This is a genomic window from Thioclava sp. GXIMD2076 (genome assembly GCF_037949795.1).
GTDB lineage: Bacteria > Pseudomonadota > Alphaproteobacteria > Rhodobacterales > Rhodobacteraceae > Thioclava > Thioclava kandeliae.
Genome location: NZ_CP149932.1, coordinates 2,575,593 through 2,595,609, shown reverse-complemented (window position 1 = coordinate 2,595,609; position 20,017 = coordinate 2,575,593). Strand labels below are relative to the sequence as shown.

General features: G+C 60.2%; 16 protein-coding genes. 9 read left to right on the top strand and 7 right to left on the bottom strand.

Translation table 11 applies throughout. The features are described 5' to 3' along the window. The first annotated feature begins 103 nt into the window (after positions 1–103). From WDB91_RS12880 to WDB91_RS12865, 4 genes are all read left to right on the top strand, one after another. Positions 104–3,229 (top strand): methyl-accepting chemotaxis protein, encoded by a 3,126-nt coding sequence (locus WDB91_RS12880; protein ID WP_339112944.1) that lies wholly within the window; start codon positions 104–106, stop codon positions 3,227–3,229. Positions 3,230–3,311: 82 nt separating this feature from the next. Next, the gene (locus WDB91_RS12875) at positions 3,312–4,358 is read left to right on the top strand and encodes a chemotaxis response regulator protein-glutamate methylesterase (protein WP_339112943.1); all 1,047 of its coding nucleotides are present in this window, start codon (positions 3,312–3,314) and stop codon (positions 4,356–4,358) included. A gap of 68 nt (positions 4,359–4,426) precedes the next feature. Further along, positions 4,427–4,867, top strand: coding sequence for a chemotaxis protein CheD (locus tag WDB91_RS12870; protein ID WP_339112942.1), 441 nt, complete (start codon positions 4,427–4,429; stop codon positions 4,865–4,867). Between the two features lie 109 nt (positions 4,868–4,976). Next, the gene (locus tag WDB91_RS12865) at positions 4,977–6,233 is read left to right on the top strand and encodes an ATP-binding protein (RefSeq protein ID WP_339112941.1); all 1,257 of its coding nucleotides are present in this window, start codon (positions 4,977–4,979) and stop codon (positions 6,231–6,233) included. Here WDB91_RS12865 and WDB91_RS12860 read toward each other — a convergent pair whose 3' ends face one another. Next, positions 6,234–7,604 (bottom strand): MFS transporter, encoded by a 1,371-nt coding sequence (locus WDB91_RS12860; protein ID WP_339112940.1) that lies wholly within the window; start codon positions 7,602–7,604, stop codon positions 6,234–6,236. Between the two features lie 191 nt (positions 7,605–7,795). Then, the gene (mnmA, locus tag WDB91_RS12855) at positions 7,796–8,935 is read right to left on the bottom strand and encodes a tRNA 2-thiouridine(34) synthase MnmA (protein ID WP_339112939.1); all 1,140 of its coding nucleotides are present in this window, start codon (positions 8,933–8,935) and stop codon (positions 7,796–7,798) included. A 126-nt stretch (positions 8,936–9,061) separates the two neighbouring features. Here mnmA and WDB91_RS12850 point away from each other — a divergent pair, with 126 nt between their 5' ends. From WDB91_RS12850 to recG, 4 genes are all read left to right on the top strand, one after another. Then, a complete protein-coding gene (locus tag WDB91_RS12850; protein ID WP_339112938.1) occupies positions 9,062–9,340 on the top strand; it encodes a DUF1153 domain-containing protein in 279 nt (92 codons plus the stop codon). Positions 9,341–9,436: 96 nt separating this feature from the next. After that, on the top strand, positions 9,437–10,144 hold the full coding sequence (locus WDB91_RS12845; RefSeq protein ID WP_339112937.1) for a response regulator transcription factor: 708 nt from the start codon (positions 9,437–9,439) through the stop codon (positions 10,142–10,144). Between the two features lie 202 nt (positions 10,145–10,346). Continuing rightward, positions 10,347–12,467: an NAD-dependent DNA ligase LigA gene (gene ligA, locus WDB91_RS12840; protein ID WP_339112936.1), complete on the top strand. Its 2,121-nt coding sequence runs from the start codon at positions 10,347–10,349 to the stop codon at positions 12,465–12,467. Further along, positions 12,467–14,557 (top strand): ATP-dependent DNA helicase RecG, encoded by a 2,091-nt coding sequence (gene recG / locus WDB91_RS12835; protein ID WP_339112935.1) that lies wholly within the window; start codon positions 12,467–12,469, stop codon positions 14,555–14,557. The genes ligA and recG overlap by 1 nt, the downstream gene beginning before the upstream one ends. A gap of 340 nt (positions 14,558–14,897) precedes the next feature. Here recG and WDB91_RS12830 read toward each other — a convergent pair whose 3' ends face one another. Together WDB91_RS12830 and WDB91_RS12825 are read right to left on the bottom strand one after the other, a co-directional pair. Then, positions 14,898–16,307, bottom strand: a complete 1,410-nt coding sequence (locus WDB91_RS12830; protein WP_339112934.1) for a methyl-accepting chemotaxis protein — start codon at positions 16,305–16,307, stop codon at positions 14,898–14,900. Positions 16,308–16,363: 56 nt separating this feature from the next. Then, entirely contained in the window at positions 16,364–16,795 is a 432-nt protein-coding gene (locus WDB91_RS12825; protein WP_339112933.1) for an iron-sulfur cluster assembly scaffold protein, read from the bottom strand. A gap of 61 nt (positions 16,796–16,856) precedes the next feature. On the opposite strand from WDB91_RS12825, the gene hisI reads away from it, so the two are divergent. Then, positions 16,857–17,219: a phosphoribosyl-AMP cyclohydrolase gene (hisI, locus tag WDB91_RS12820; protein ID WP_339112932.1), complete on the top strand. Its 363-nt coding sequence runs from the start codon at positions 16,857–16,859 to the stop codon at positions 17,217–17,219. Here hisI and gluQRS read toward each other — a convergent pair. The 3 genes from gluQRS to WDB91_RS12805 all read right to left on the bottom strand — a co-directional run bounded on the left by gluQRS (position 17,216) and on the right by WDB91_RS12805 (position 19,905). Next, positions 17,216–18,046, bottom strand: a complete 831-nt coding sequence (gene gluQRS / locus WDB91_RS12815) for a tRNA glutamyl-Q(34) synthetase GluQRS (protein WP_339112931.1) — start codon at positions 18,044–18,046, stop codon at positions 17,216–17,218. The genes hisI and gluQRS overlap by 4 nt on opposite strands. Before the next feature lie 6 nt (positions 18,047–18,052). Next, positions 18,053–19,396 (bottom strand): methylenetetrahydrofolate--tRNA-(uracil(54)-C(5))-methyltransferase (FADH(2)-oxidizing) TrmFO, encoded by a 1,344-nt coding sequence (gene trmFO, locus WDB91_RS12810; protein WP_339112930.1) that lies wholly within the window; start codon positions 19,394–19,396, stop codon positions 18,053–18,055. A 158-nt stretch (positions 19,397–19,554) separates the two neighbouring features. Then, positions 19,555–19,905, bottom strand: coding sequence for a DUF6614 family protein (locus tag WDB91_RS12805; RefSeq protein WP_339112929.1), 351 nt, complete (start codon positions 19,903–19,905; stop codon positions 19,555–19,557). Positions 19,906–20,017: the final 112 nt, after the last annotated feature.

Sequence of the window (20,017 nt, the reverse complement as noted above, 5' to 3'; positions counted from 1 at the left end):
TTAAATGAATCTTCAGCAGTTCACAGCATGGTCGTGACCTAACGCGGGGGCAAAGCTCCGTATTGGGTTTGGGTACTGCTGGTGCCCGAGTGGAGGCTGCTGGATGAAAGTTGTTGATAATATGAAGATCGGGGTCAAGCTGCCCCTGTTCTTGTTTACTATTGCTCTTATCGCTTTGTCGGTTATGGCATTTACCGCCTATCGGGACTCGCGGGCGCTCCTGGAAGACGCCGCGATCGAACGTCTTAGTCATGTCGCCGATGTCCAGTCAGATCGGGTGCAGGAGTGGGAAGCCAATATCCGCTCCGAAGTCCGCAACACGATCGGTTCCGATATCGTCCGGGAAGCCCTGCGCGATTTCCAGAATTCGTGGACCCGGCTCGGGGATGGTGCAGCAGACCAGATCCATTCTGCCTATGTCACCGATAACGCTTATCGTGCCGAGGACCGCTGGAAGCTGAACGGCTCCAGTGACGGCTCTCTCTATACCAAACGGCACGAGAAATATCACCCCCTGCTCCTGCAGATGGCGCAGCGCGCAGGGTTCTCTGATATCTTCGTGGTCAGCGCCGAAGGCGACATTCTCTATTCTATCGAGAAAGCCGACGATTTCGCGACCAACATCATCGATGGCCCTTTCGCGGGTAGCAATGTCGGGATGCTGCTCCAGCAAGCCCTGAAGGCGAGCACCGAGAACCCGCTTGTTTCCGATGCCAGCATGCATTCCGCCGACCACAGCGGCACGCTGTCCTATTTCATGGCGGCGCCGATTCTCGATCGTGCGGGAGAGGTCAAGGGGGCGCTGGCCTTCGAGATCCCGCTTTCAGGTCTGGATGCGATCCTGGCCGATAATCGCGGTCTGCAGGAGACGGGGCAGAGCTATCTCGTCACGGATGATTTGAAATACCAGAATAATCTGCGTCTGGCGGATGGACCGACGGTCATGAAAACCGCCCCCGACAACGCGGCGATCCAAGGTGCATTGGCCGGACAAAATGGGGTGTCGGAGATCAAATCGGTTCTGAGTGACCGTGATGTCACGGCCGCCTATGTCCCGATCAATCTTTTCAACCACAAAGCGGCTCTGGTCGTGGAGCAAGGGAATAGCGAACTTTTCGCACCCATCCTCAAGCTGGCAGAATCGATGAGCCTGCATGGTGGACTGGTCCTTCTGGCCTTGATCGGACTGGCATGGTGGATGGCGCGTGGACTGTCCAAGCCGCTGCTCGGGCTGAAGGCGACTATGGATAAGCTGGCGGCAAAAGACTTCGATATCACCGTCCCGTTTACCCGCCGCAAGGACGAGGTAGGCAAGATGGCGGTTGCGCTCGAGGACTTCCAGCTCGCACTTGCCACGGCCGAGGCTGCATCGCTTGATGTTACCCTAAAGGGAGCAGCGTTCAACGCAGGCTCGTCATCAATGATGATGGCTGACACCGATTTTAACATCAGCTATGTCAATCCTGCCATGACCGAGCTGATCGCGACAAGGCTTGATGATTTCCACGTTCTGGATCCGTCGATCACTGCGGATTCGATGGTGGGCCGTTCAATCGATACCTTCCATAAAAACCCGCAGCGGATCCGAGATTTCCTGTCCGATAGCGCGAACCTGCCTTATTCGGCCAATCTGAAAATCGGTCAGGCGCAATTCGCGCTGGGGATTTCCGAAGTCATTATGCCCGGCGAGGGACGGATCGGCTATGTGGTGGAATGGCGCGATGTCACCGAGATCGGTATCTCGCGTGCGGTCCTCAAAGCACTCGATTCAGCGCAGATGTTGGGCGAGGGTGGTCTGGATGGGCGTATTACCCATGTGAACCAGAACTATTGCGACGCCGTAGGTATCAGCGCCGACGAGTTTATCGGCCAGCCCTTCGTTGACGTCACCGATACAGTAGATAGCGAGCTGACCATGGCAGATGTGGCGCAGCGTGTTGTGGGCGACGGTGTCTCCGTCACCGGCACCTGGCGGATCTATACCAAGGACGGTCGAGAGGCCATCTCGGAAGGGATCATTTCGCCGGTCCATGACGAGATGGGGGAAGTGGTCAAGATCATCTTCATCGGTAGCGACGTTACGGCCGCGCGCAAAGCACTCGCGGCGTCTGCCGAGGCCAGTCGCCAGATGACGTTGCGCCAGACCAAAGTTGTCGAAGCGCTGCGCGTTGGGCTGAAATCACTTTCGGACGGCAATCTGACTTCGCAAATTTCCGAGCGCCTCGGGGACGAGTACGAAGAGCTGCGCGGAGATTTCAACACAGCCGTCGATCGTCTTGCCGACGCGATGCGGATCGTTATCGACAATGCCGTAGCTATCGATAATGAGGCGCGCGAGATTTCGAATGCGGCAGAAGATCTGAGCCGTCGGACCGAACAGCAGGCAGCGACCCTCGAAGAGACGGCAGCAGCACTTGATCAGCTGACCTCTTCGGTTGCCAGCGCCTCCGACGGTATCAACGAAGCTGATCTGATTGTCATGCAGGCCCGCAAGGATGCGGAAAGCTCAGGTCAGGTCGTGCAGCAGGCGGTCGAGGCGATGGGCGAAATCTCGGAAAGCTCGCAGAAAATCTCGAAAATCATCAGTGTCATTGATGACATTGCCTTCCAGACGAACCTCCTCGCTCTGAATGCTGGCGTCGAAGCTGCACGGGCCGGGGAAGCGGGGCGCGGCTTTGCGGTGGTCGCCTCGGAAGTGCGCGCTCTGGCCCAGAGATCCTCAGAGGCGGCCCGCGAAATCGATGGTCTGATCACCGCCTCGTCCGATCAGGTCAATCGTGGTGTGGGCCTCGTCGGTCAGGCCGGGAATGCGCTGGAGACGATCCTTCGCTCCGTAAGCGACATCGCCGAGCGCGTCGGAAGAATTGCGACTTCGGCCAAAGAGCAGGCCTCCGGTCTTTCGGAGATCAATACATCGGTGAACCAACTCGATCAGGTGACACAGCATAACGCGGCAATGTTCGAAGAAACGACGGCGGCAAGCCAGTCTCTGAGCCAGAGCGCGAATGCCCTCAACGAGACGACCCGTCGGTTTGCTCTCGGCGATAGAAAGGCTGTTCCGACGGCGATGCCGGAAACCAAGCCTGTGGTCAAACCGAGCATAACGGTCAAAAGTGCAGCCAAACCGAAAGCGCCGGCTCTCAAGGCACCTCCCGTACCTAAAGTCGAAGGTAATCTGGCGAGAAAGGTCGAGCCTCCGCCGGTGAATGACGACTGGGAAGACTTTTAAGACCTGTCCGAGGGGCATGATCCCCTCGGCATGACTAGCAAGAAACTTAGCACGTCGATTTTGACGGCAGGAAAGGCAAGAAATGAGTGCCAAACGTGTTTTGATCGTCGATGACTCTCCTACTATCCGGCAGTTGATCCGCGCCCAGTTGCAGGGGGATCCGCGCTTGGTGGTTGTGGGTGAGGCTTCTGACCCATATGATGCACGAGAAAAAATAAAGGCTTTGGCGCCCGATGTTCTAACGCTTGACGTCGAAATGCCGCGTATGAATGGGCTGGAATTTCTAGAAAAGATTATGCGCCTTAGGCCGATGCCGGTCATTATGGTCTCGACCTTGACACAACGCGGGTCGACAAAGGCCATGGAAGCGCTTTCGCTCGGTGCGGTGGACTGTATTGGGAAGCCCAAATACGGAAACCCGATCGAGGCGTTCGGTATTTTGCCGGATCTGCTCGTCGCCGCCGCCGATGCCCGCCTTCGTTCCGGACCACGAAAGAAGATCGAGCCGGCAAGCGGTTTTACCTGGAACGGCAAGATTATTTTGATCGGATCATCGACAGGCGGGGTGGATGCATTGGAGACGGTGCTGTCCGGCTTTCCGGTAAACTGTCCGCCGACATTGATCACCCAGCATATGCCGGAAAGCTTCCTCGCGAGTTTTGCGCGACGTCTCCAAGGCTGTATCGCACCCAACATGGCGCTGGCTAGAGACGGGGTGCCGCTTGCACAGGGCAATGTCTATCTGGCGCCGGGGGGCGCGCACCACCTTGCGCTAAGACCGGGAGAACCGGCCAGATGCCGGCTCGATACAGGAGAAAAACGTAACGGACACCGACCCTCTGTCGAGGTGCTCTTCGACTCGGCCTTACCGATGGCCTCCAAAGTTGTCTCCGTTATGCTGACCGGTATGGGGCGTGATGGCGCCGATGCGATGTTGCGGTTACGGCAGGCTGGGGCGCGGTGCTTTGCGCAGGATTCGGCCACCAGCGTCGTCTACGGGATGCCGCGGGCTGCGGTCGAGAATGGTGCCGCCGAGAAGGCCGTGCCACTCGGCCGGATCGCGTCGACGGTTCTTGCGCAATGCGGCCGTCAGGCAGCCAGTGTCGCACGCGGAGGGCGGTTTGCATGAACACGCTTGGTATTGGGCGACCAAAACACATCTCTCAGGGAGAGTTCTCGGTGGGCACTCTGGATGGTATGTCGATCACAACCATCTTGGGCTCCTGCGTGGCGACCTGCCTCTATGACGAACATAGCGGCGTCGGGGGAATGAACCATTTCCTCCTCCCCGAAGGTACGGGCTCGACCGCAAGTTTCGGCGTCAATGCGATGGAACTTCTTATCAACGAAATCATCAAGAATGGCGGCAATCGTGCGACCTTGAAGGCGAAGGTTTTTGGGGGCGCGCGGATGATTGCCGGGCTTTCGGATGTGGGCGCGAAAAACGGCAGCTTCGTTCTGGATTTCCTGCGTCGTGAGGGCATCGCCTGTGTCGGTCAAAGCCTTGGCGGCACACAGGCGCGACGTGTCGAGTTCTGGCCAAATGGAGGGCGGGCACGACAGCGTCTTCTGGGCGAGGCGCAAGTGATCGAGACGCCGCCGCCGCCGCCGCCGAGTAATGATGTCGAGCTTTTCTAATCCGAGTACGGCTGAATCAATGCAACGTGATACCCTCCATCCCATGGATCATAGGCGCGAGATCGACAGGCTGATGAGGCTTGAATTCGGTTCACGAAGCGAGTTGCTCTTGCGTTATCTTGCTGTGTTCAACGGTGGCCTCACCTTGCATTTCTATCTCCAGTGGACTTCGGCATTGTTATGGACACCGGTCTATTTCGCGCTGCAGGCGCTCTATTTCGTCTTCCTGCGCACGCGCGGCAAAGTCTGCACTGCGCGCGACACCTATATAGCCTGCGCGATGTTTCTCGTTCTGCTCGCTTGGTTCATCTGGCTGCCCGCATTGATGCTGCTCGAGCAGGACACGGCGCTTCGTATCAGTGCAGCAGCGGGGCTGGGGTGCCTGATGGTTTTCCTGATCCGGCGGAGTGACCGGTTGATGGTGATGATCTACGGGGAGATCCTGCTGGTGGGCGTGACATTGGGCGCGGTCGCCTTTCTGGTGCTGCCACAGGTTTCCTCGTTGAGTGCCAAATCTGCGATGCTGGTCTGTTGTGTAGCGCTGATTGTCTATTTCGCCAATGCCTTGCTCGAAGGTCGCAAAATGCGGCTTGATGCCGAGCGCGCATCGGAGCGGACGCTGCAGGCCCAGAAAATGGAGGCCGTAGGGCAGCTTGCGGGCGGGGTCGCGCATGACTTCAACAATATTCTCACCGCGATCATTGGCAATCTGGATCTTTACGAACTCACCGACGAGCGGCCCGAGCGGGATGATATGGTGCGCAATGCCAAAGAGGCGGCAGAACGTGCCGCGACCCTGGTCCAACAGCTTCTGGCCTATTCGCGCAAATCCAACCTGCAAGCGGAAGCTCGCGATATCGAGGTGATGCTCGAGCGGGTCAGGGTGCTTGGTGCACGGCTCATTCCGGCATCTATCTCGCTTGAGGTGGTCAGCACGCATCGGCAGAACTGGGTCAAGGTCGACGAGACCCTGCTGATGACCGCCCTGATCAACCTGATCGTCAATGCACGCGATGCGATGCCCAAAGGGGGGCGCATCCGAATTTCGGCCATGCACCGGCATTTCGACAGCCCCGAACTGATGGCGGACGGGCATATTCTCCAGCCCGGGAATTATGTTGAACTGACTGTGGCCGACACCGGAACTGGCATTCCGGAAGCGGTGCTGGATCATGTGCTCGAGCCCTTCTTCACTACCAAACCGGTCGGGAAAGGGTCGGGGCTAGGGCTTTCGATGGTATTGGGCTTCGCGCGCCAGTCGGGTGGCGGATTGACGTTGCGCAGTTCGGTGGCCGGAACGCATATATCGATCTACTTGAGCGAGGTTGATCCGCCAGCACATGCGATATCGCATCGCGCTGCCTGATCAATGTTGCGTCGACAATCGCGGCTTGACATCCTTATGGCGCAGGGCCGCGCCGTCTTCGGGGCGTAATCTGCTGAAAACCAGCATGGCGATCGGGCCGGTCACGGCAACAAGGGCGAAGGCCAGCGTGAAGGCATGGAGCGGGATCAGACTGTTGCTGATCGTCAGATCCAGAGAATAGGCCGAAAGTTCGAGCGCGCCTCCGGCCAGGGCAATACCCAGTGTCAGGGACATCTGCTGGGCGACGGCCGAGAGGGAGGCGCCCTTGCTCATCTCTTCGGGCGGAAGATCTGCGAAGGTGATAGCATTGATCGCGGTAAAGGTCAGCGCTTGCGCCACGCCTCCGGTCAGAAGCAGGGGAACGAGATACCAGTCGGTCGGGCTACTGATGGTCCCGAAGCCGAGCAGGCTAGCCGCCCGAATAAACGTGCCGAATATCAGGACCGGCCGGAAGCCGAAACGGTCGACGACGCGACCGGAAAATCCCCGGATGCTCAAGGCTCCGATCGCAGTCAGTCCGGCCAATGCGCCCGAGGCAAGAATGGACATACCGAGGCCCAACTGGAAGAGGAGCGGCAGTAACAAGGCAATGGCTCCGTTGCTCAACCGAAAGGCCGTGCCTCCCCATATCCCAATAGAGAAGGTCCGGTGCCGGAACAGGCGCGGATCGAGCAATGCGTCGCTGCGGCCTCTGGCGCGCAGCGTATAGAGGACCATCAGCCCAAATCCCATCACACTCAGGCCCAATGCGGCGGGCATCGGCATGATATGTTCTCCGAGTGAGCTCAGCCCTGCCATGATCGCCGCAAGACCTATTGCCGAGAGGATGAACCCCATGATGTCGAACGGAACGGGATCTGCGGGCAGATCCCGGGGCAAGTGTCGCGCGGCCAGTATCAGGGCGATGCTCCCGAGCGGGATATTGATGAGGAAGATCCATCGCCAGCCGAGAGATTGCGTCACGAGCGCACCGATGAACGGACCCAGTGCCGGCCCGAGAAGGGCGGGCGCGGTCAGGTACACCATCGCGCGGACCAGTTCTTTCCGATCGGTGTTGCGCAGTACGATCAGTCGGCCGACCGGTGTCATCATTGCAGCCCCCAGTCCCTGGAGGGCGCGAGCGGCGACCAGCCCACCCAGATCGGACTGCATCGCGCAAAGTGCGGAGGCGCCGATAAACACACTCATCGCGGAGAGAAACACCCGTCGGGCCCCGAACCTGTCCGCGATCCAGCCCGACACCGGCACGAATGCCGCGAATGCGATGAGATATGTGGTCATCGCCATCTTTAGCGAGAGCACGGCGACATCCAGATCGCGCGCCATCACGGGAAGGGCGGTTGACAGGATCGTCGCGTCGATCAGCTCCATCAGCAGAGCAAAGGCGATGGTCAGGGGCAGAATATTTTCGCGGAGTCTGTGCATGATCGTGCCTTATAGAATGGCCCGATCCTAATATGTCTCGTAGGCCTGTCCATGTCAGGGGTGCACAGGCCTATGTGTTTCAGTTCGATACGCGATTTATGTCATGCTGGCACTGGTGCGGTCCTGCACAGGCTCGCTCAGCGTCCCTTCCAGATCCAGCCGCCGCCGAAGATACGGCTGTCGTCATTGGAATAGAAGACGCAGGCCTGGCCCGGCGAGACGCCTTCTTCCGGCACGATCAGCTCGACTTCCGCCTCGCGGTCAGAGAGAGGCCGGATAATGGCGGCCCGCGGCGGACGGGTGGAGCGCACCTTCACCGAGACATGCCATTCCTTACGGGAGGTGAAGGGCTCGTCACCGAGCCAGTTGATCTCGCGCACGGGGATGGTGCGGGTGGCCAGTGCCTCTTTCGGGCCGACGATAACCCGCCGGTTATCGGGGTCGAGTTTGACGACATAGAGCGGATCTGCCATGCCGCCGATGCCCAGACCGCGCCGCTGTCCGATGGTATAATGGATCACACCGCGATGCTCTCCCAGAACATTGCCGTCCATATCGACGATTTCCCCGGGATCGGCTGCCCCGGGACGGAGTTTCTCGATCACGCTGGCATAATTGCCATCAGGCACGAAACAGATGTCCTGGCTATCGGGTTTATCTGCGACGGGAAGGCCGTGTTTTGCCGCCAATGCGCGGGTTTCGGCTTTGGAATGCAGATGTCCGAGGGGAAAACGCAGGAAGGAGAGCTGTTCGGGGGTCGTCGAGAACAGGAAATAGCTCTGGTCACGATTCGAATCGGCTGCGCTGTGAAGCTCGGGGCCATTGGCGCCCATCTTGCGCTGGATGTAATGACCCGTGGCCATGCAATCGGCGTCGAGATCTTTGGCAGTTTCCAGAAGATCCTTGAACTTCACCCGTTCGTTGCAGCGGATGCAAGGTACGGGCGTGGCTCCACCAAGATAGGCATCGGCGAATTCGTCGATCACCGCCTCCTGAAAGATGTTTTCATAATCAAGCACATAATGTGGGAAGCCCATGGTTTCCGCAACACGGCGCGCATCATGGATGTCACGTCCCGCGCAGCAGGCCCCTTTCTTTGCAAGTGCCGCACCGTGGTCATATAGCTGCAACGTCACGCCCACGACATCATAGCCCTGTTCCGCCAGTTCTGCCGCAACGACAGAGCTATCGACGCCGCCAGACATGGCTACGACGACTCGCGTGTCTTCGGGGCGCTTGGCAAAACCGAGCGAATTGAGTGGCATATCCTTGCTCATGGAAAACGTCCTTTAACCAGATGGGCAGAAATATCAGAAAATGCTACCTATTCTCAAGGGTTAGTTTCACCCGTCGTTAAGACCCGTCAGTCACATTGCTTTACATCGAAGTGAAGGGGTGTGCCCATGTATCTTAAAAAAGTCGATGGTCCGAGGTCGATCACACTACCTGATGGTACGATTCTGACCCGCGCGGACCTCCCGCCTGCCGAAACGCGCCGTTGGGTGGCGTCGCGTAAGGCAATTATTGTGAATGCCGTATCCCACGGCCTCATCACGCGCAATGAGGTCCTTGAACGGTACGATCTGTCCGATGAAGAGCTCGATATCTGGACCCAGGCGGTTCAGAAACACGGGCTTGCGGGATTGAAAGTGACGGCAATCCAGAAATTCCGACAACCTTAGGGGGAATTGAAAAAATTAACGTTCTGGGGTAAGAGTGTGTTAACCATTTGGTGCGAGGGTTTCAGATAACCAAGGAATTAATGCGGAGAACGGAATATGCGGATTTTGTTGGTGGAGGACGATCCCACGACGTCGAGAAGCATTGAGTTGATGCTGACTCATGCGAATCTAAACGTCTATTGCACTGATCTTGGTGAAGAAGGGATCGATCTCGCCAAGCTGTATGATTACGATCTTATTCTGCTCGATCTCAATCTGCCCGATATGAACGGTCACGAGGTTCTGCGTCAGCTACGTCTGTCGAAAGTCGACACGCCGATCCTGATTTTGACCGGTGCCGATGACACCGAGAACAAGATCAAGGGCTTCGGCTTTGGTGCCGATGACTACATGACCAAACCCTTCCACCGTGAAGAGCTTGTGGCACGGATCCATGCGATTATCCGGCGCTCCAAAGGCCATTCGCAATCCGTGATCCGTACCGGCAAGGTCTCGGTCAATCTCGATGCGAAAACGGTCGAGGTCGAAAACAAGCCTGTCCATCTCACGGGCAAAGAGTACCAGATGCTCGAACTGCTCAGCCTGCGCAAGGGGACGACCCTCACCAAAGAGATGTTCCTCAATCACCTCTATGGTGGTATGGACGAGCCCGAGCTGAAGATTATCGACGTGTTTATCTGCAAACTGCGCAAGAAGCTCGCGGATGCAACTGGCGGCGAGAATTATATCGAGACCGTCTGGGGCCGTGGCTATGTTCTGCGTGATCCCGATCCGGGTGAGATGGAGCGTCGGGTTGCTGTTTAAGGCCGGCCTCGTAACCACCTGTTCCTTGTAGAGCCATCGGAAGCCGCGCGAAAGTGCGGCTTTTTCTTTTGGTTAACGCCATTAACGAAGAGCGCCGCGGACGTCATAGGGTGCGGCTTTGTGCCTGCGATGCGCTGGACGAGGGCAGGAGAAGATCATATCTGTGGGGCGCGCGATCGAGCTTAGACACAGGACCCCGCCCATGACGACTTCCGCCACTCCCATCGGTGATTTGACTAAAGAGGCCGCTGTGCAGGAGGTGGAGGAGCTCTCGGCAAAGCTCGGGCAGGCCAATCAGGCCTATCATACCGAAGATGCCCCCGAGATTTCCGACGCGGATTATGATGCGCTCAAGCGTCGTCTTCTTGCCCTCGAAGAGGCGTTTCCGGAGTTGCGTCGCGCGGATAGCCCGACGCAAAAAATCGGCGCGGCACCCGCTGATGGCTTTGCCAAGATCCGCCATGAACAACGAATGATGAGCCTCGGCAATGCCTTCGAGGACGCAGATGTCGAGGATTTTGTCCGTGGTATCCGAAAATATCTGGGACTTGCCGCCGACGCGCCCCTGCCGTTTACGGCGGAGCCGAAGATCGACGGGTTGTCGCTCTCGCTCCGGTACGAGCAGGGAAAACTGGTTTATGCGGCCACTCGCGGTGATGGCGAGACCGGCGAGAACGTCACCGAGAATGCCAGAACCATCCCCGATATCCCGAAGAGCCTGCAGGGCGCGCCCGATATTCTGGAGGTGCGCGGCGAGGTCTACATGGGCCATGCCGATTTCGCGGCGCTCAATGAGGCGCAGGAAGAGCGTGGCGACAAGCGCTTTGCCAATCCGCGCAACGCGGCCGCAGGCTCCCTGCGCCAGCTCGACCCCAAGGTGACCGCGCGCCGCCCGCTGAAATTCTTCGCCTATGCGTGGGGCGTGCTCTCGGCCCCGCTGGCCGAGACGCAGAAAGGCGCCATCGAGCGTCTGGCCGAGCTCGGCTTCTCGACCAATCCGCTTACGAAGCTCTGCACCGGATCAAAGGAGATGATCGCGCATTACCACGCGATCGAGGCGGATCGCGCCGCTCTGGGCTATGATATCGACGGCGTCGTCTACAAGGTGAACGAGCTTGCATTGCAGGGACGTCTGGGCTTCCGCTCGACCACGCCGCGTTGGGCGATCGCCCATAAATTCCCTGCCGAACTGGCCTGGACCCAACTCGAGAAAATCGAGATTCAGGTCGGTCGCACCGGCGCACTTAGCCCCGTGGCCCGTCTGACGCCGGTGACCGTCGGCGGTGTCGTGGTGTCCAATGCCACGCTCCATAACGAGGATTACATCGCAGGGCGCGATTCCAGGGGGGCGGAAATCCGTGGCGGGCGTGATATCCGGGAGGGAGACTGGGTGCAGGTGTATCGCGCCGGTGATGTGATCCCGAAGATTGCCGATGTCGATCTGAGCCGCCGGAGCGAGGACGCTCAGCCCTATGATTTCCCGCATCACTGCCCCGAATGCGGGTCCGACGCGATCCGCGAGGAAGGCGATGCGGTGCGCCGTTGTTCGGGCGGCCTGATCTGTCCGGCCCAACAGGTCGAGAAGCTCAAGCATTTCGTCTCGCGCGCGGCCTTCGATATCGACGGGCTGGGTGCCAAACAGGTCGAGGCTTTCTACGAGGATGGCTGGGTCAGGGAGCCGGTCGACATCTTCCGTCTGCGCGCGAATTACGGGCCGGGTCAGGTGCGGCAGTTGAAAAACCGCGATGGTTGGGGCGAGAAATCCGCGCTCAAGCTGTTCGATGCGATCGACGATCGGCGCGAGATCGCGCTGGCGCGGGTGATCTTCGCGCTCGGCATCCGCCATGTGGGCGAGCAGACCGCCACGCTGCTGGCACGCCATTACGGCAATTGGACCGCTTTCGAGGAGGCGATGACGCAGGCCGCCGAGGGCAATGCCGCATGGGAGGATCTCATGGGGATCGACGGTGTCGGTAAGGTTCTGGCCGAAAGTGTTGTGAGCACTTTCCATCAGGAGGCCGAGCGCGGCTCCATCGACCGGCTGATTGCCGAGCTGGATGTGCAGGAAGCCGAGAAACCCAAAGCCGATAGCGAGGTTGCGGGACTGACCATTGTCTTTACCGGCACGCTCGAGAAGATGACGCGCTCGGAGGCCAAGGCGCGGGCCGAGGCGCTGGGGGCGAAGGTGGCGGGGTCGGTCTCAAAAAAGACCGACATTCTCGTGGCAGGCCCCGGTGCGGGATCGAAGGCCAGCAAAGCCGCCGATCTGGGCGTGCGGGTGATCGATGAGGACGAGTGGCTCACGCTTGCCGGACAGGGCTGATGGCAGGGCGTCCCGAGATCCTGTTTCCGCTCTTCGGCAAGCTTGAAAGCCTGCCGGGGATCGGCCCGAAGCTCGCGCAGACCATGGCGCAGGCGGGGATCGAGAAGCCCCGCGATCTGCTGCTGACTTTGCCCTACAGCCTCATTGACCGGCGGCCGGTTCCGACGGTGAATGGCATGCCGCATGGGCAGGTGGTCACGACCGAGGTCACCGTGCTGCGCCATATCAAGGCATCTCGGGCGGGGGCGCCTTCGCGGGTGATTGTCGAAGATGCCGAGGTCGAGATCACGCTGGTCTTCTTCCGTGGCAATGACCAGTGGTTCCAGAAGCAGCTGCCCTTGGGCGAGCGCCGGATCGTGTCGGGCAAGATCGAGATCTATGAGGGCCGCGCGCAGATCGTGCATCCCGATTTTATCCTGCTGCCCGATGAGGTAAAGGACATCCCGCGCTTCGAGCCGGTCTATCCGCTTTCGGCGGGGATCACGCAGAAGGTGATGGGCAAAGCCTCAGCCGGCGCGTTGGAGCTGTTGCCGGAGCTGCCCGAATGGATCGACCCCAATCTGAAAACGCGTGAGGGCTGGCCCGATTGGGCGCAGGCCATGCACGGGGCGCATGCGCCCGAGGATCTGGCACAATGTATGCCGCAATCGCCCGCGCGGCTGCGGCTGGCCTATGACGAGCTCTTCGCCCATCAGCTCACTCTGGCGCTGGCGCGACGCACTGCCAAGCGCAAGCCGGGCCGTGTCACGCAGGGCGACGGCAGGATCGCGGCGCGCATCCTGAAGGCGCTGCCCTATAGCCCGACTGCGGCGCAGAGCCGCGCCGTGGCCGAGATCCGCGCCGATATGGCATCGGACAAGCGGATGAACCGCCTTTTGCAGGGTGATGTGGGCGCAGGCAAGACGCTGGTGGCGTTGCTCGCACTGGTTACGGCGGTCGAGGCGGGCGGGCAATCCGTGATGATGGCGCCCACCGAGATCCTCGCGCGCCAGCATATGGAGGGGATCGCCCCCATGGCGCGTGCGGCGGGCATCCGGGTCGAGCTGCTGACTGGGCGTGACAAGGGGTCGGATCGCGCGGCCAAGCTCGAGGATCTGGCCGCAGGGCGGATCGACATTCTGCTCGGCACCCATGCGGTGTTCCAGAAAGATGTGCAGTTCCACGATCTGCGTTTCGTGGTGATTGATGAACAGCACCGTTTTGGCGTGGCACAGCGCATGGAATTGGGGGCCAAAGGACAGGCGGTGGATATCCTCGTGATGACCGCAACGCCGATCCCGCGCTCGCTGGCGCTGACCCAATACGGCGATATGGATGTCTCGATCCTTGACGAGAAGCCACCCGGACGGACGCCGGTCAAGACCGCGCTGATCGCCGACGAGCGGCTGGCCGAGGTCACCGCACATCTGGCGCGCGCGGTCGAGGAGGGGCGGCAGGCCTATTGGGTCTGCCCGCTGGTCGAGGAAAGCGAGAAATCCGATCTGCAATCCGCCGAGGAGCGGTTCAAGCATCTGCGTGCGACGCTTGGCGATGAGGTGGTGACGCTGGTCCACGGTCAGATGAGCCCTGCCGACAAAGATGCCGCGATGGCGGAGTTCGTGTCGGGGGCCAAGCGGGTTCTGGTGGCGACGACGGTGATCGAGGTGGGGGTGAACGTCCCCAATGCCTCGATCATGGTCATCGAGCGGGCGGAGAGCTTCGGGCTGGCCCAGCTGCACCAGCTACGCGGGCGCGTGGGGCGGGGGGCTGCGGCCTCGACCTGTCTGTTGATGTATCGTGCGCCGCTGACCGAAACCGGCGAGCGGCGTCTGAAGGTGCTTCGCGATAGCGAGGACGGGTTCCGCATTGCCGAGGAAGACCTCGCGCTGCGGGGCGCGGGCGATATGATCGGCACGGCGCAATCGGGGTTGCCGCGCTTCCGTGTGGCCGATCTCGAACGTCAGGCAGGGCTGATGGCCACCGCACAGACGGATGCGCGCGCGCTTCTGGAACGCGACCCGACGCTCGAGAGTGAGCGCGGGCGCGCAGCGCGCACCTTGCTCTGGCTGATGGAACAGGATCGTGCCATCCGTCTTATTTCCGTAGGGTAATCTAAAACTTTCTAAAAATGTTCTTTACTTGTTCTCATTTAAGTGAGAACAAAGTGGCAACAGATGTAAGGAGGTTACAGAATGCTTCGTAAAATCGGTTCGATGATTGAGGGCGATAATCTTGTGTCCGACGTGCTTGGTGTTGCGTCGATTTGTGTGACCTTCTTCGGTCTTCTGTGCCTTCCGGGGCTTTTCTAAAGCTCTTCTGCCTCGCGCTTTGGCCGCACTGTCCCCGCGGGCCGCATCCTTATCGTTTGCCTGAACGATGCCTCATCACACCAAGGATGCCTTCAAAGCGCATGACTTGCCGCCATCTCCCCGATGGCGGCTTTTTCTTCACCTAGAACGCATAGGCGATACGCAAGCCGCCCCAGTGGCGTCCGTTGACGGTGATCGGCGCAGAGAGGTCTTTCATCAGAACAAAGTTCCCATCTCCCATGTCGCGGCGGTAGATCTGCAGAACAAAGGGCGCGGTGGAACGGCCCGCGCGCAGGCCCACCCGGTCGTCGAAGATCCTGCGGTTCCGGCAATTGGCCACGTTCCAGACGGGATCTTGGCCCTGTGGTTTGGAGAATTTTCGGTTATGGGTTGGCAGATAACCGTTCTGGTCCACGGCGGCGCAGAACACGATCTTCGGGTCTATCTCGAGAGCCGCTTCCTGAATGGGCGGCAGAACCTCATCGGTGAAACCGGTGAAGCGCGTCATGACCTGCAGCGGATCGCTACCCGCGACGGGCTGATACTGCCTATCGAAGAGGGCGGCCATATCGATACGCCCATTGGCCACCGCCGTGGCGAACAGGTCACTGACCCGTGCTGCCTCGTGCTGCACGAACCTGATAAGCGCGGCATCTTCAATTGCTCCGCCAAGCCGGACGGAATGCTGCACAATGGTTTCGCCAACGGTGATCAGCGCATTGGCGCGGCCCTGTGCCTGCGTCACCTGATCCGCACCCTGGCGCATTGTCTTGGTCATCGCGGCAAAGGCAGGTCCGAAGCGGCTATTGGCCTCCCTGACCTCAGCGGTGCGTTGTGCGATATCCGATATGGCCTGACGGGTCTCGCCGACTGATTGCGTCATGCGCGCCATCGCGCGATCGGTTTCTTCGGTCCCGCTGAGCACCTGTGAGGCATCATTGGTGATAGCTTCTGCCTCGCTACGCAGGGTTTTAATGCCGCGGTCCAAGCCCTCGATCGCATTGCTGATCCCGTCCGCCGTAGTGGCTGTCTTGCGCGAGAGTTCGTTCACGGCCTCGGCCACCACGGCAAAGCCACGCCCCGCATCGCCTGCACGTACGGCTTCGATCTTGGCATTGATGGCGAGGATGTTCACTTGCGTGGCGATCTGCCGGATGCTGCTATTTTGTGATGTCACCTGCGCCAGCGTCTGGCCGATATCCGCCATGCGTGTGGCCACCGAGGTAACCCAGCCAGCGATCTTATGCGCGTGCTCCGCCGTCTTCCGCATCTGGGCTGCGGTCTCTGTGACATTGCTCTGTGTGCGTTCTGCGGCATCGGACACGGCGCTGATGCCGCTCAGCACGCTCTCATTGGCCGACTGGATAGTATGCGCGGCCCGATCGGCGGCAGCCAGATGGGTGCTCTGATCTGCGGCCGCCATTGCGAGCAAATCCAGTGCGGCTGCGATCTCGACGATCTCGCGCCCGAGCGTAATCGCTTCGCGCCCGATCTGGCTCAGATCATCCGACGCAGGACGGGCCTCACTCGCGGAAAAGGACAGATCATTCATCAAAAAGCGCCTCCACACTTATGGGAGGAGCCTTTCAGAGAAGCTTTGAGAAGCCGTTAATCCTGCTCAAAGGCCATCAACGTGGCATCGGGCGCCAGCAGGATAGATCCATGCCGGTTGGGATAGTCCTGAGCCGCGGTCAGAACTTCGTAGTCGCCAAAGGGCGTGTCTGGCACCGGCCCTTGGCCAGCCAGCATCAGTGCCAGGTCGTCGCGCAGTTTTTGCACCTCGGCGCGGGAGCGGCCGATAACATTCTGACCGAAGATCGCAGCAGAGGCCTGACCGAGCGCGCAGGCCCGCACATTCTGGCTGTAACCCGCGATCCGTCCATCCTTCAGATCAAGCGCCACCTCGACCGTCGAGCCACACAGAGGGGCCCGTTTCTTGGCGGTGTGGTGGGGGGCGGGCAGGGGGGCGGTATGGGGAATATCGGCCGCCAGCGCCAGTATGCGCTGCGAATACAGCTTGAACAGATCGCCGTCGCTCATGGTCTTTCCCCTTACTTCCGTTTGCGATAGATAGGGCCTTCACCTTGCAGAGGAAACCCCTATGTCGCTCGATCTTTCCAGCCTGAAATATGATGCCAATGGTCTGATCCCCGCCATCGCCCAAGATGCCGAGAATGGTGAGGTGCTGATGATGGCATGGATGAATGCCGAAAGCCTCGCGAAGACGCTCGAGAGCGGCCATGTGACCTATTGGTCGCGTTCGCGCCAGAGCTTCTGGGCCAAGGGCGAGAGCTCGGGGCATATGCAGCATCTGGTCGAGCTGCGCATCGATTGCGACCGTGATTGCCTGCTGATGAAGGTCACGCAAAAGGGGCCGGCCTGCCACACCAACCGCCGCAGCTGCTTCTATACATTGGTCGAGAATGGCCACGAGGTCATCACCTCCGAGCCGATGGACGACTAAAGTCCGACCATCGCCCGTATCTCGGCGGGCGATGCGCCCTCGTGGCGGTAAAGCGAGATGGCGCGCGCATCATCGCGCTTGGCCAGCCGCTTGCCATTCTCGTCGCGGATCAGCCGGTGGTGATGGTAGCGCGGCGTGGGCAGCTCCAGCACCGCCTGCAACAGCCGGTGCAGCATCGTCGCCTCCGCAAGGTCCGCCCCACGGATGACATCGGTGATGCCTTGTTCGGCGTCATCGACCACCACCGACAGATGATAGGCGGCCGTGCCGATATCCTTGCGCATCAGGACGATATCGCCATGGTCCTGCAGCAGGCGGGCAGGGTCGAGCACATGCTGTCCCGCCCCAAGGCCGGTTTCTTCCCATGTCAGCGGATGCTGGATCGTGCCAAGTGCCGCCGCCATATCCAGCCGCACCGCATCGCCCTCCTGCGGATATTCGCCTTTGCGGTGGCGGCAGGTGCCCGGATAGAGATGGGGGGCAGCCACCCCTTCCTGCGGTGCCGAGAGCGCCTCCTGGATGTCGCGCCGCGTGCAGGCACAGGGATAGGCCAGCCCGCGGTCGATCAGATCATGGATCACGGCCTGATAGGTCTCGCGCCGGTCCGAGAGCCGCATCACGGGTTCGGGCCATGACAGCCCCAACCAGCGCAGATCCTCGTAGCAGGCCGCCTCATATTCGGGGCGGCAGCGCTGCGTGTCGTTATCCTCGATCCGCAGGAGGAAGACGCCGCCCTCGGCCTGCGCCCTATCCCACGCAAGAAGCGCGGAATAGGCATGCCCCAGATGCAGAAGCCCCGTGGGCGAGGGAGCAAACCGCGTGCGCATCGGCCCTCACTTGGGCTGGGCGTCAAGCCACGCGGTGAACTGCTCTTTCGCGCGGTCGGTATAGAGTTTGTACCGGTCCTTGCGGCCGCGCCGCCCGCCACGCGCCTCGACCGGCGGGAATAGCCCGAAATTCACATTCATCGGCTGGAAGGTCTTGGCCTCCGCGCCACCGGTGATGTGGTTCACAAGGCTGCCCATTGCGGTCTCGTATGAGGGCGGCGGCAGATCGCGGCCAAGGATCTCGGCGGCAGCCATCCGGCCCGCCAGAAGCCCCATGGCCGAGGATTCCACATAGCCCTCGACGCCGGTAATCTGCCCCGCAAAACGAATATTGGGGCGCGATTTCAGCCGCATCTGGGTGTCCAGAAGAGTGGGCGAGTTGATGAATGTATTGCGGTGGATACCGCCCAGCCGCGCAAAACTCGCATTCTGCAGGCCCGGGATCATCCGCAGCACTTCCGTCTGCGCGCCATATTTCATCTTGGTCTGGAAGCCTACGATATTATAGAGCGTGCCCAGTGCGTTATCGCGGCGTAGTTGCACCACGGCATAGGCTTTTTCCTCGGGCTTGTGGCTGTTGGTCAGGCCGATGGGCTTCATCGGGCCATGACGCAGCGTCTCGCGTCCACGCTCGGCCATCACCTCGATCGGCAGGCAGCCATCGAAATATTTCGCCGTCTCGCCATCATGGAACTCGGTTTTGTCGGCGGCCAGAAGCGCGTCGATGAAGGCCTCATATTCGGGCTTGGTCATCGGGCAGTTGATATAGGCGGTGCGCTCTTCCTCGGTCTCGCCCTTGTCATAGCGCGATTGCAGCCATGCGATATCCATATCGATCGTGTCGAAATAGATGATCGGGGCGATGGCATCAAAGAAGGCCAGCGCATCGGCACCGGTCTCGAGGCGGATGCTCTCTGCCAGCGCGCCCGAGGTCAGCGGGCCGGTGGCCACGATCCAATGCCCGTCCTTGGGCAGTTCGGTAATCTCGCCATAGCGCGTCTCGATCAGCGGGTGATCCTTGATCGCACGGGTCACACCTGCCGAGAACGCATCGCGGTCCACGGCCAGCGCGCCCCCTGCGGGCAGGCTGTGACGATCGGCCATCGACATGATCAGACCGTTCGCGGCCCGCATTTCCCAATGCAGGAGCCCCACGGCGTTCTGCTCGTCATCATCCGAGCGGAAGGAATTCGAGCACACCATCTCGGCGAAATCACCGGTGCGGTGGGCAAAGGTTTCAACGGTGGGGCGCATCTCGTGCAACACGACACGCACGCCTGCGGATGCGGCCTGCCACGCGGCTTCGGAACCGGCCATGCCGCCGCCAAGGATATGGAGTGTATCTGTCATGGCGCGGGTCTAGGCCAAAGCCGGTAATTTGAAAAGAGACATTCTCGTGGCCAAGCCAACTGGAGCGTTGAGGAGACACAAGGCCCCCTCGGGGCGGGCCACAGGCCCGATCCCGCGCGCGGTGAAGGGGCTCGATGCCGCTTTGCCGCGCGGGACCCTCAGATCAGCGCGATGCGCTCGCGGCGCTCCGGGTCGGGGAACTCGCGGTAGAGCCCCACGCTGCTTGTGGCGATCATACCATGCATCAGGTCATATTTATGAGCCAGCGCATCGTCGCCATGCCCCACGGCGCGGAACGCCTCCTCGAGCATGGCCATATCCGTCACCTCAATCTCCAGCAGGAAATCGGCCTGACCATCGGCCCCGAGCCCCAGCTTGCGCCGCATCAGCCGCCACGAGCGGATCAGTCCGCGCTCCTGCAAAGCCCCATACCAGCCATCGGCTGCCGCAGCAAAAGCCAGCGCCTTACTGCCCGAATTCAATTCGATCATACAATGATAGAGATTCATCTCCGCCCTCCCGGTCACGCCTCGAAAAGAGCAGGAACATTTTGATATTCGATTAAAAAAAAGCCCCTCAAAAAGAACCTTTCTATCGGTTTTGACACAAACCTTTCGAGGC

What these genes read in the sequence shown, in the direction of transcription:
- WDB91_RS12880 (WP_339112944.1), top strand. Translation starts at nt 104, where the DNA reads ATGAAAGTTGTTGATAATATGAAGATCGGGGTCAAGCTGCCCCTGTTC.
- WDB91_RS12875 (WP_339112943.1), top strand. Translation starts at nt 3,312, where the DNA reads ATGAGTGCCAAACGTGTTTTGATCGTCGATGACTCTCCTACTATCCGG.
- WDB91_RS12870 (WP_339112942.1), top strand. Translation starts at nt 4,427, where the DNA reads ATGTCGATCACAACCATCTTGGGCTCCTGCGTGGCGACCTGCCTCTAT.
- WDB91_RS12860 (WP_339112940.1), bottom strand. Translation starts at nt 7,604, where the DNA reads ATGGAGCTGATCGACGCGACGATCCTGTCAACCGCCCTTCCCGTGATG.
- mnmA (WP_339112939.1), bottom strand. Translation starts at nt 8,935, where the DNA reads ATGAGCAAGGATATGCCACTCAATTCGCTCGGTTTTGCCAAGCGCCCC.
- WDB91_RS12850 (WP_339112938.1), top strand. Translation starts at nt 9,062, where the DNA reads ATGTATCTTAAAAAAGTCGATGGTCCGAGGTCGATCACACTACCTGAT.
- WDB91_RS12845 (WP_339112937.1), top strand. Translation starts at nt 9,437, where the DNA reads ATGCGGATTTTGTTGGTGGAGGACGATCCCACGACGTCGAGAAGCATT.
- ligA (WP_339112936.1), top strand. Translation starts at nt 10,347, where the DNA reads ATGACGACTTCCGCCACTCCCATCGGTGATTTGACTAAAGAGGCCGCT.
- recG (WP_339112935.1), top strand. Translation starts at nt 12,467, where the DNA reads ATGGCAGGGCGTCCCGAGATCCTGTTTCCGCTCTTCGGCAAGCTTGAA.
- WDB91_RS12830 (WP_339112934.1), bottom strand. Translation starts at nt 16,307, where the DNA reads ATGAATGATCTGTCCTTTTCCGCGAGTGAGGCCCGTCCTGCGTCGGAT.
- WDB91_RS12825 (WP_339112933.1), bottom strand. Translation starts at nt 16,795, where the DNA reads ATGAGCGACGGCGATCTGTTCAAGCTGTATTCGCAGCGCATACTGGCG.
- hisI (WP_339112932.1), top strand. Translation starts at nt 16,857, where the DNA reads ATGTCGCTCGATCTTTCCAGCCTGAAATATGATGCCAATGGTCTGATC.
- gluQRS (WP_339112931.1), bottom strand. Translation starts at nt 18,046, where the DNA reads ATGCGCACGCGGTTTGCTCCCTCGCCCACGGGGCTTCTGCATCTGGGG.
- trmFO (WP_339112930.1), bottom strand. Translation starts at nt 19,396, where the DNA reads ATGACAGATACACTCCATATCCTTGGCGGCGGCATGGCCGGTTCCGAA.
- WDB91_RS12805 (WP_339112929.1), bottom strand. Translation starts at nt 19,905, where the DNA reads ATGAATCTCTATCATTGTATGATCGAATTGAATTCGGGCAGTAAGGCG.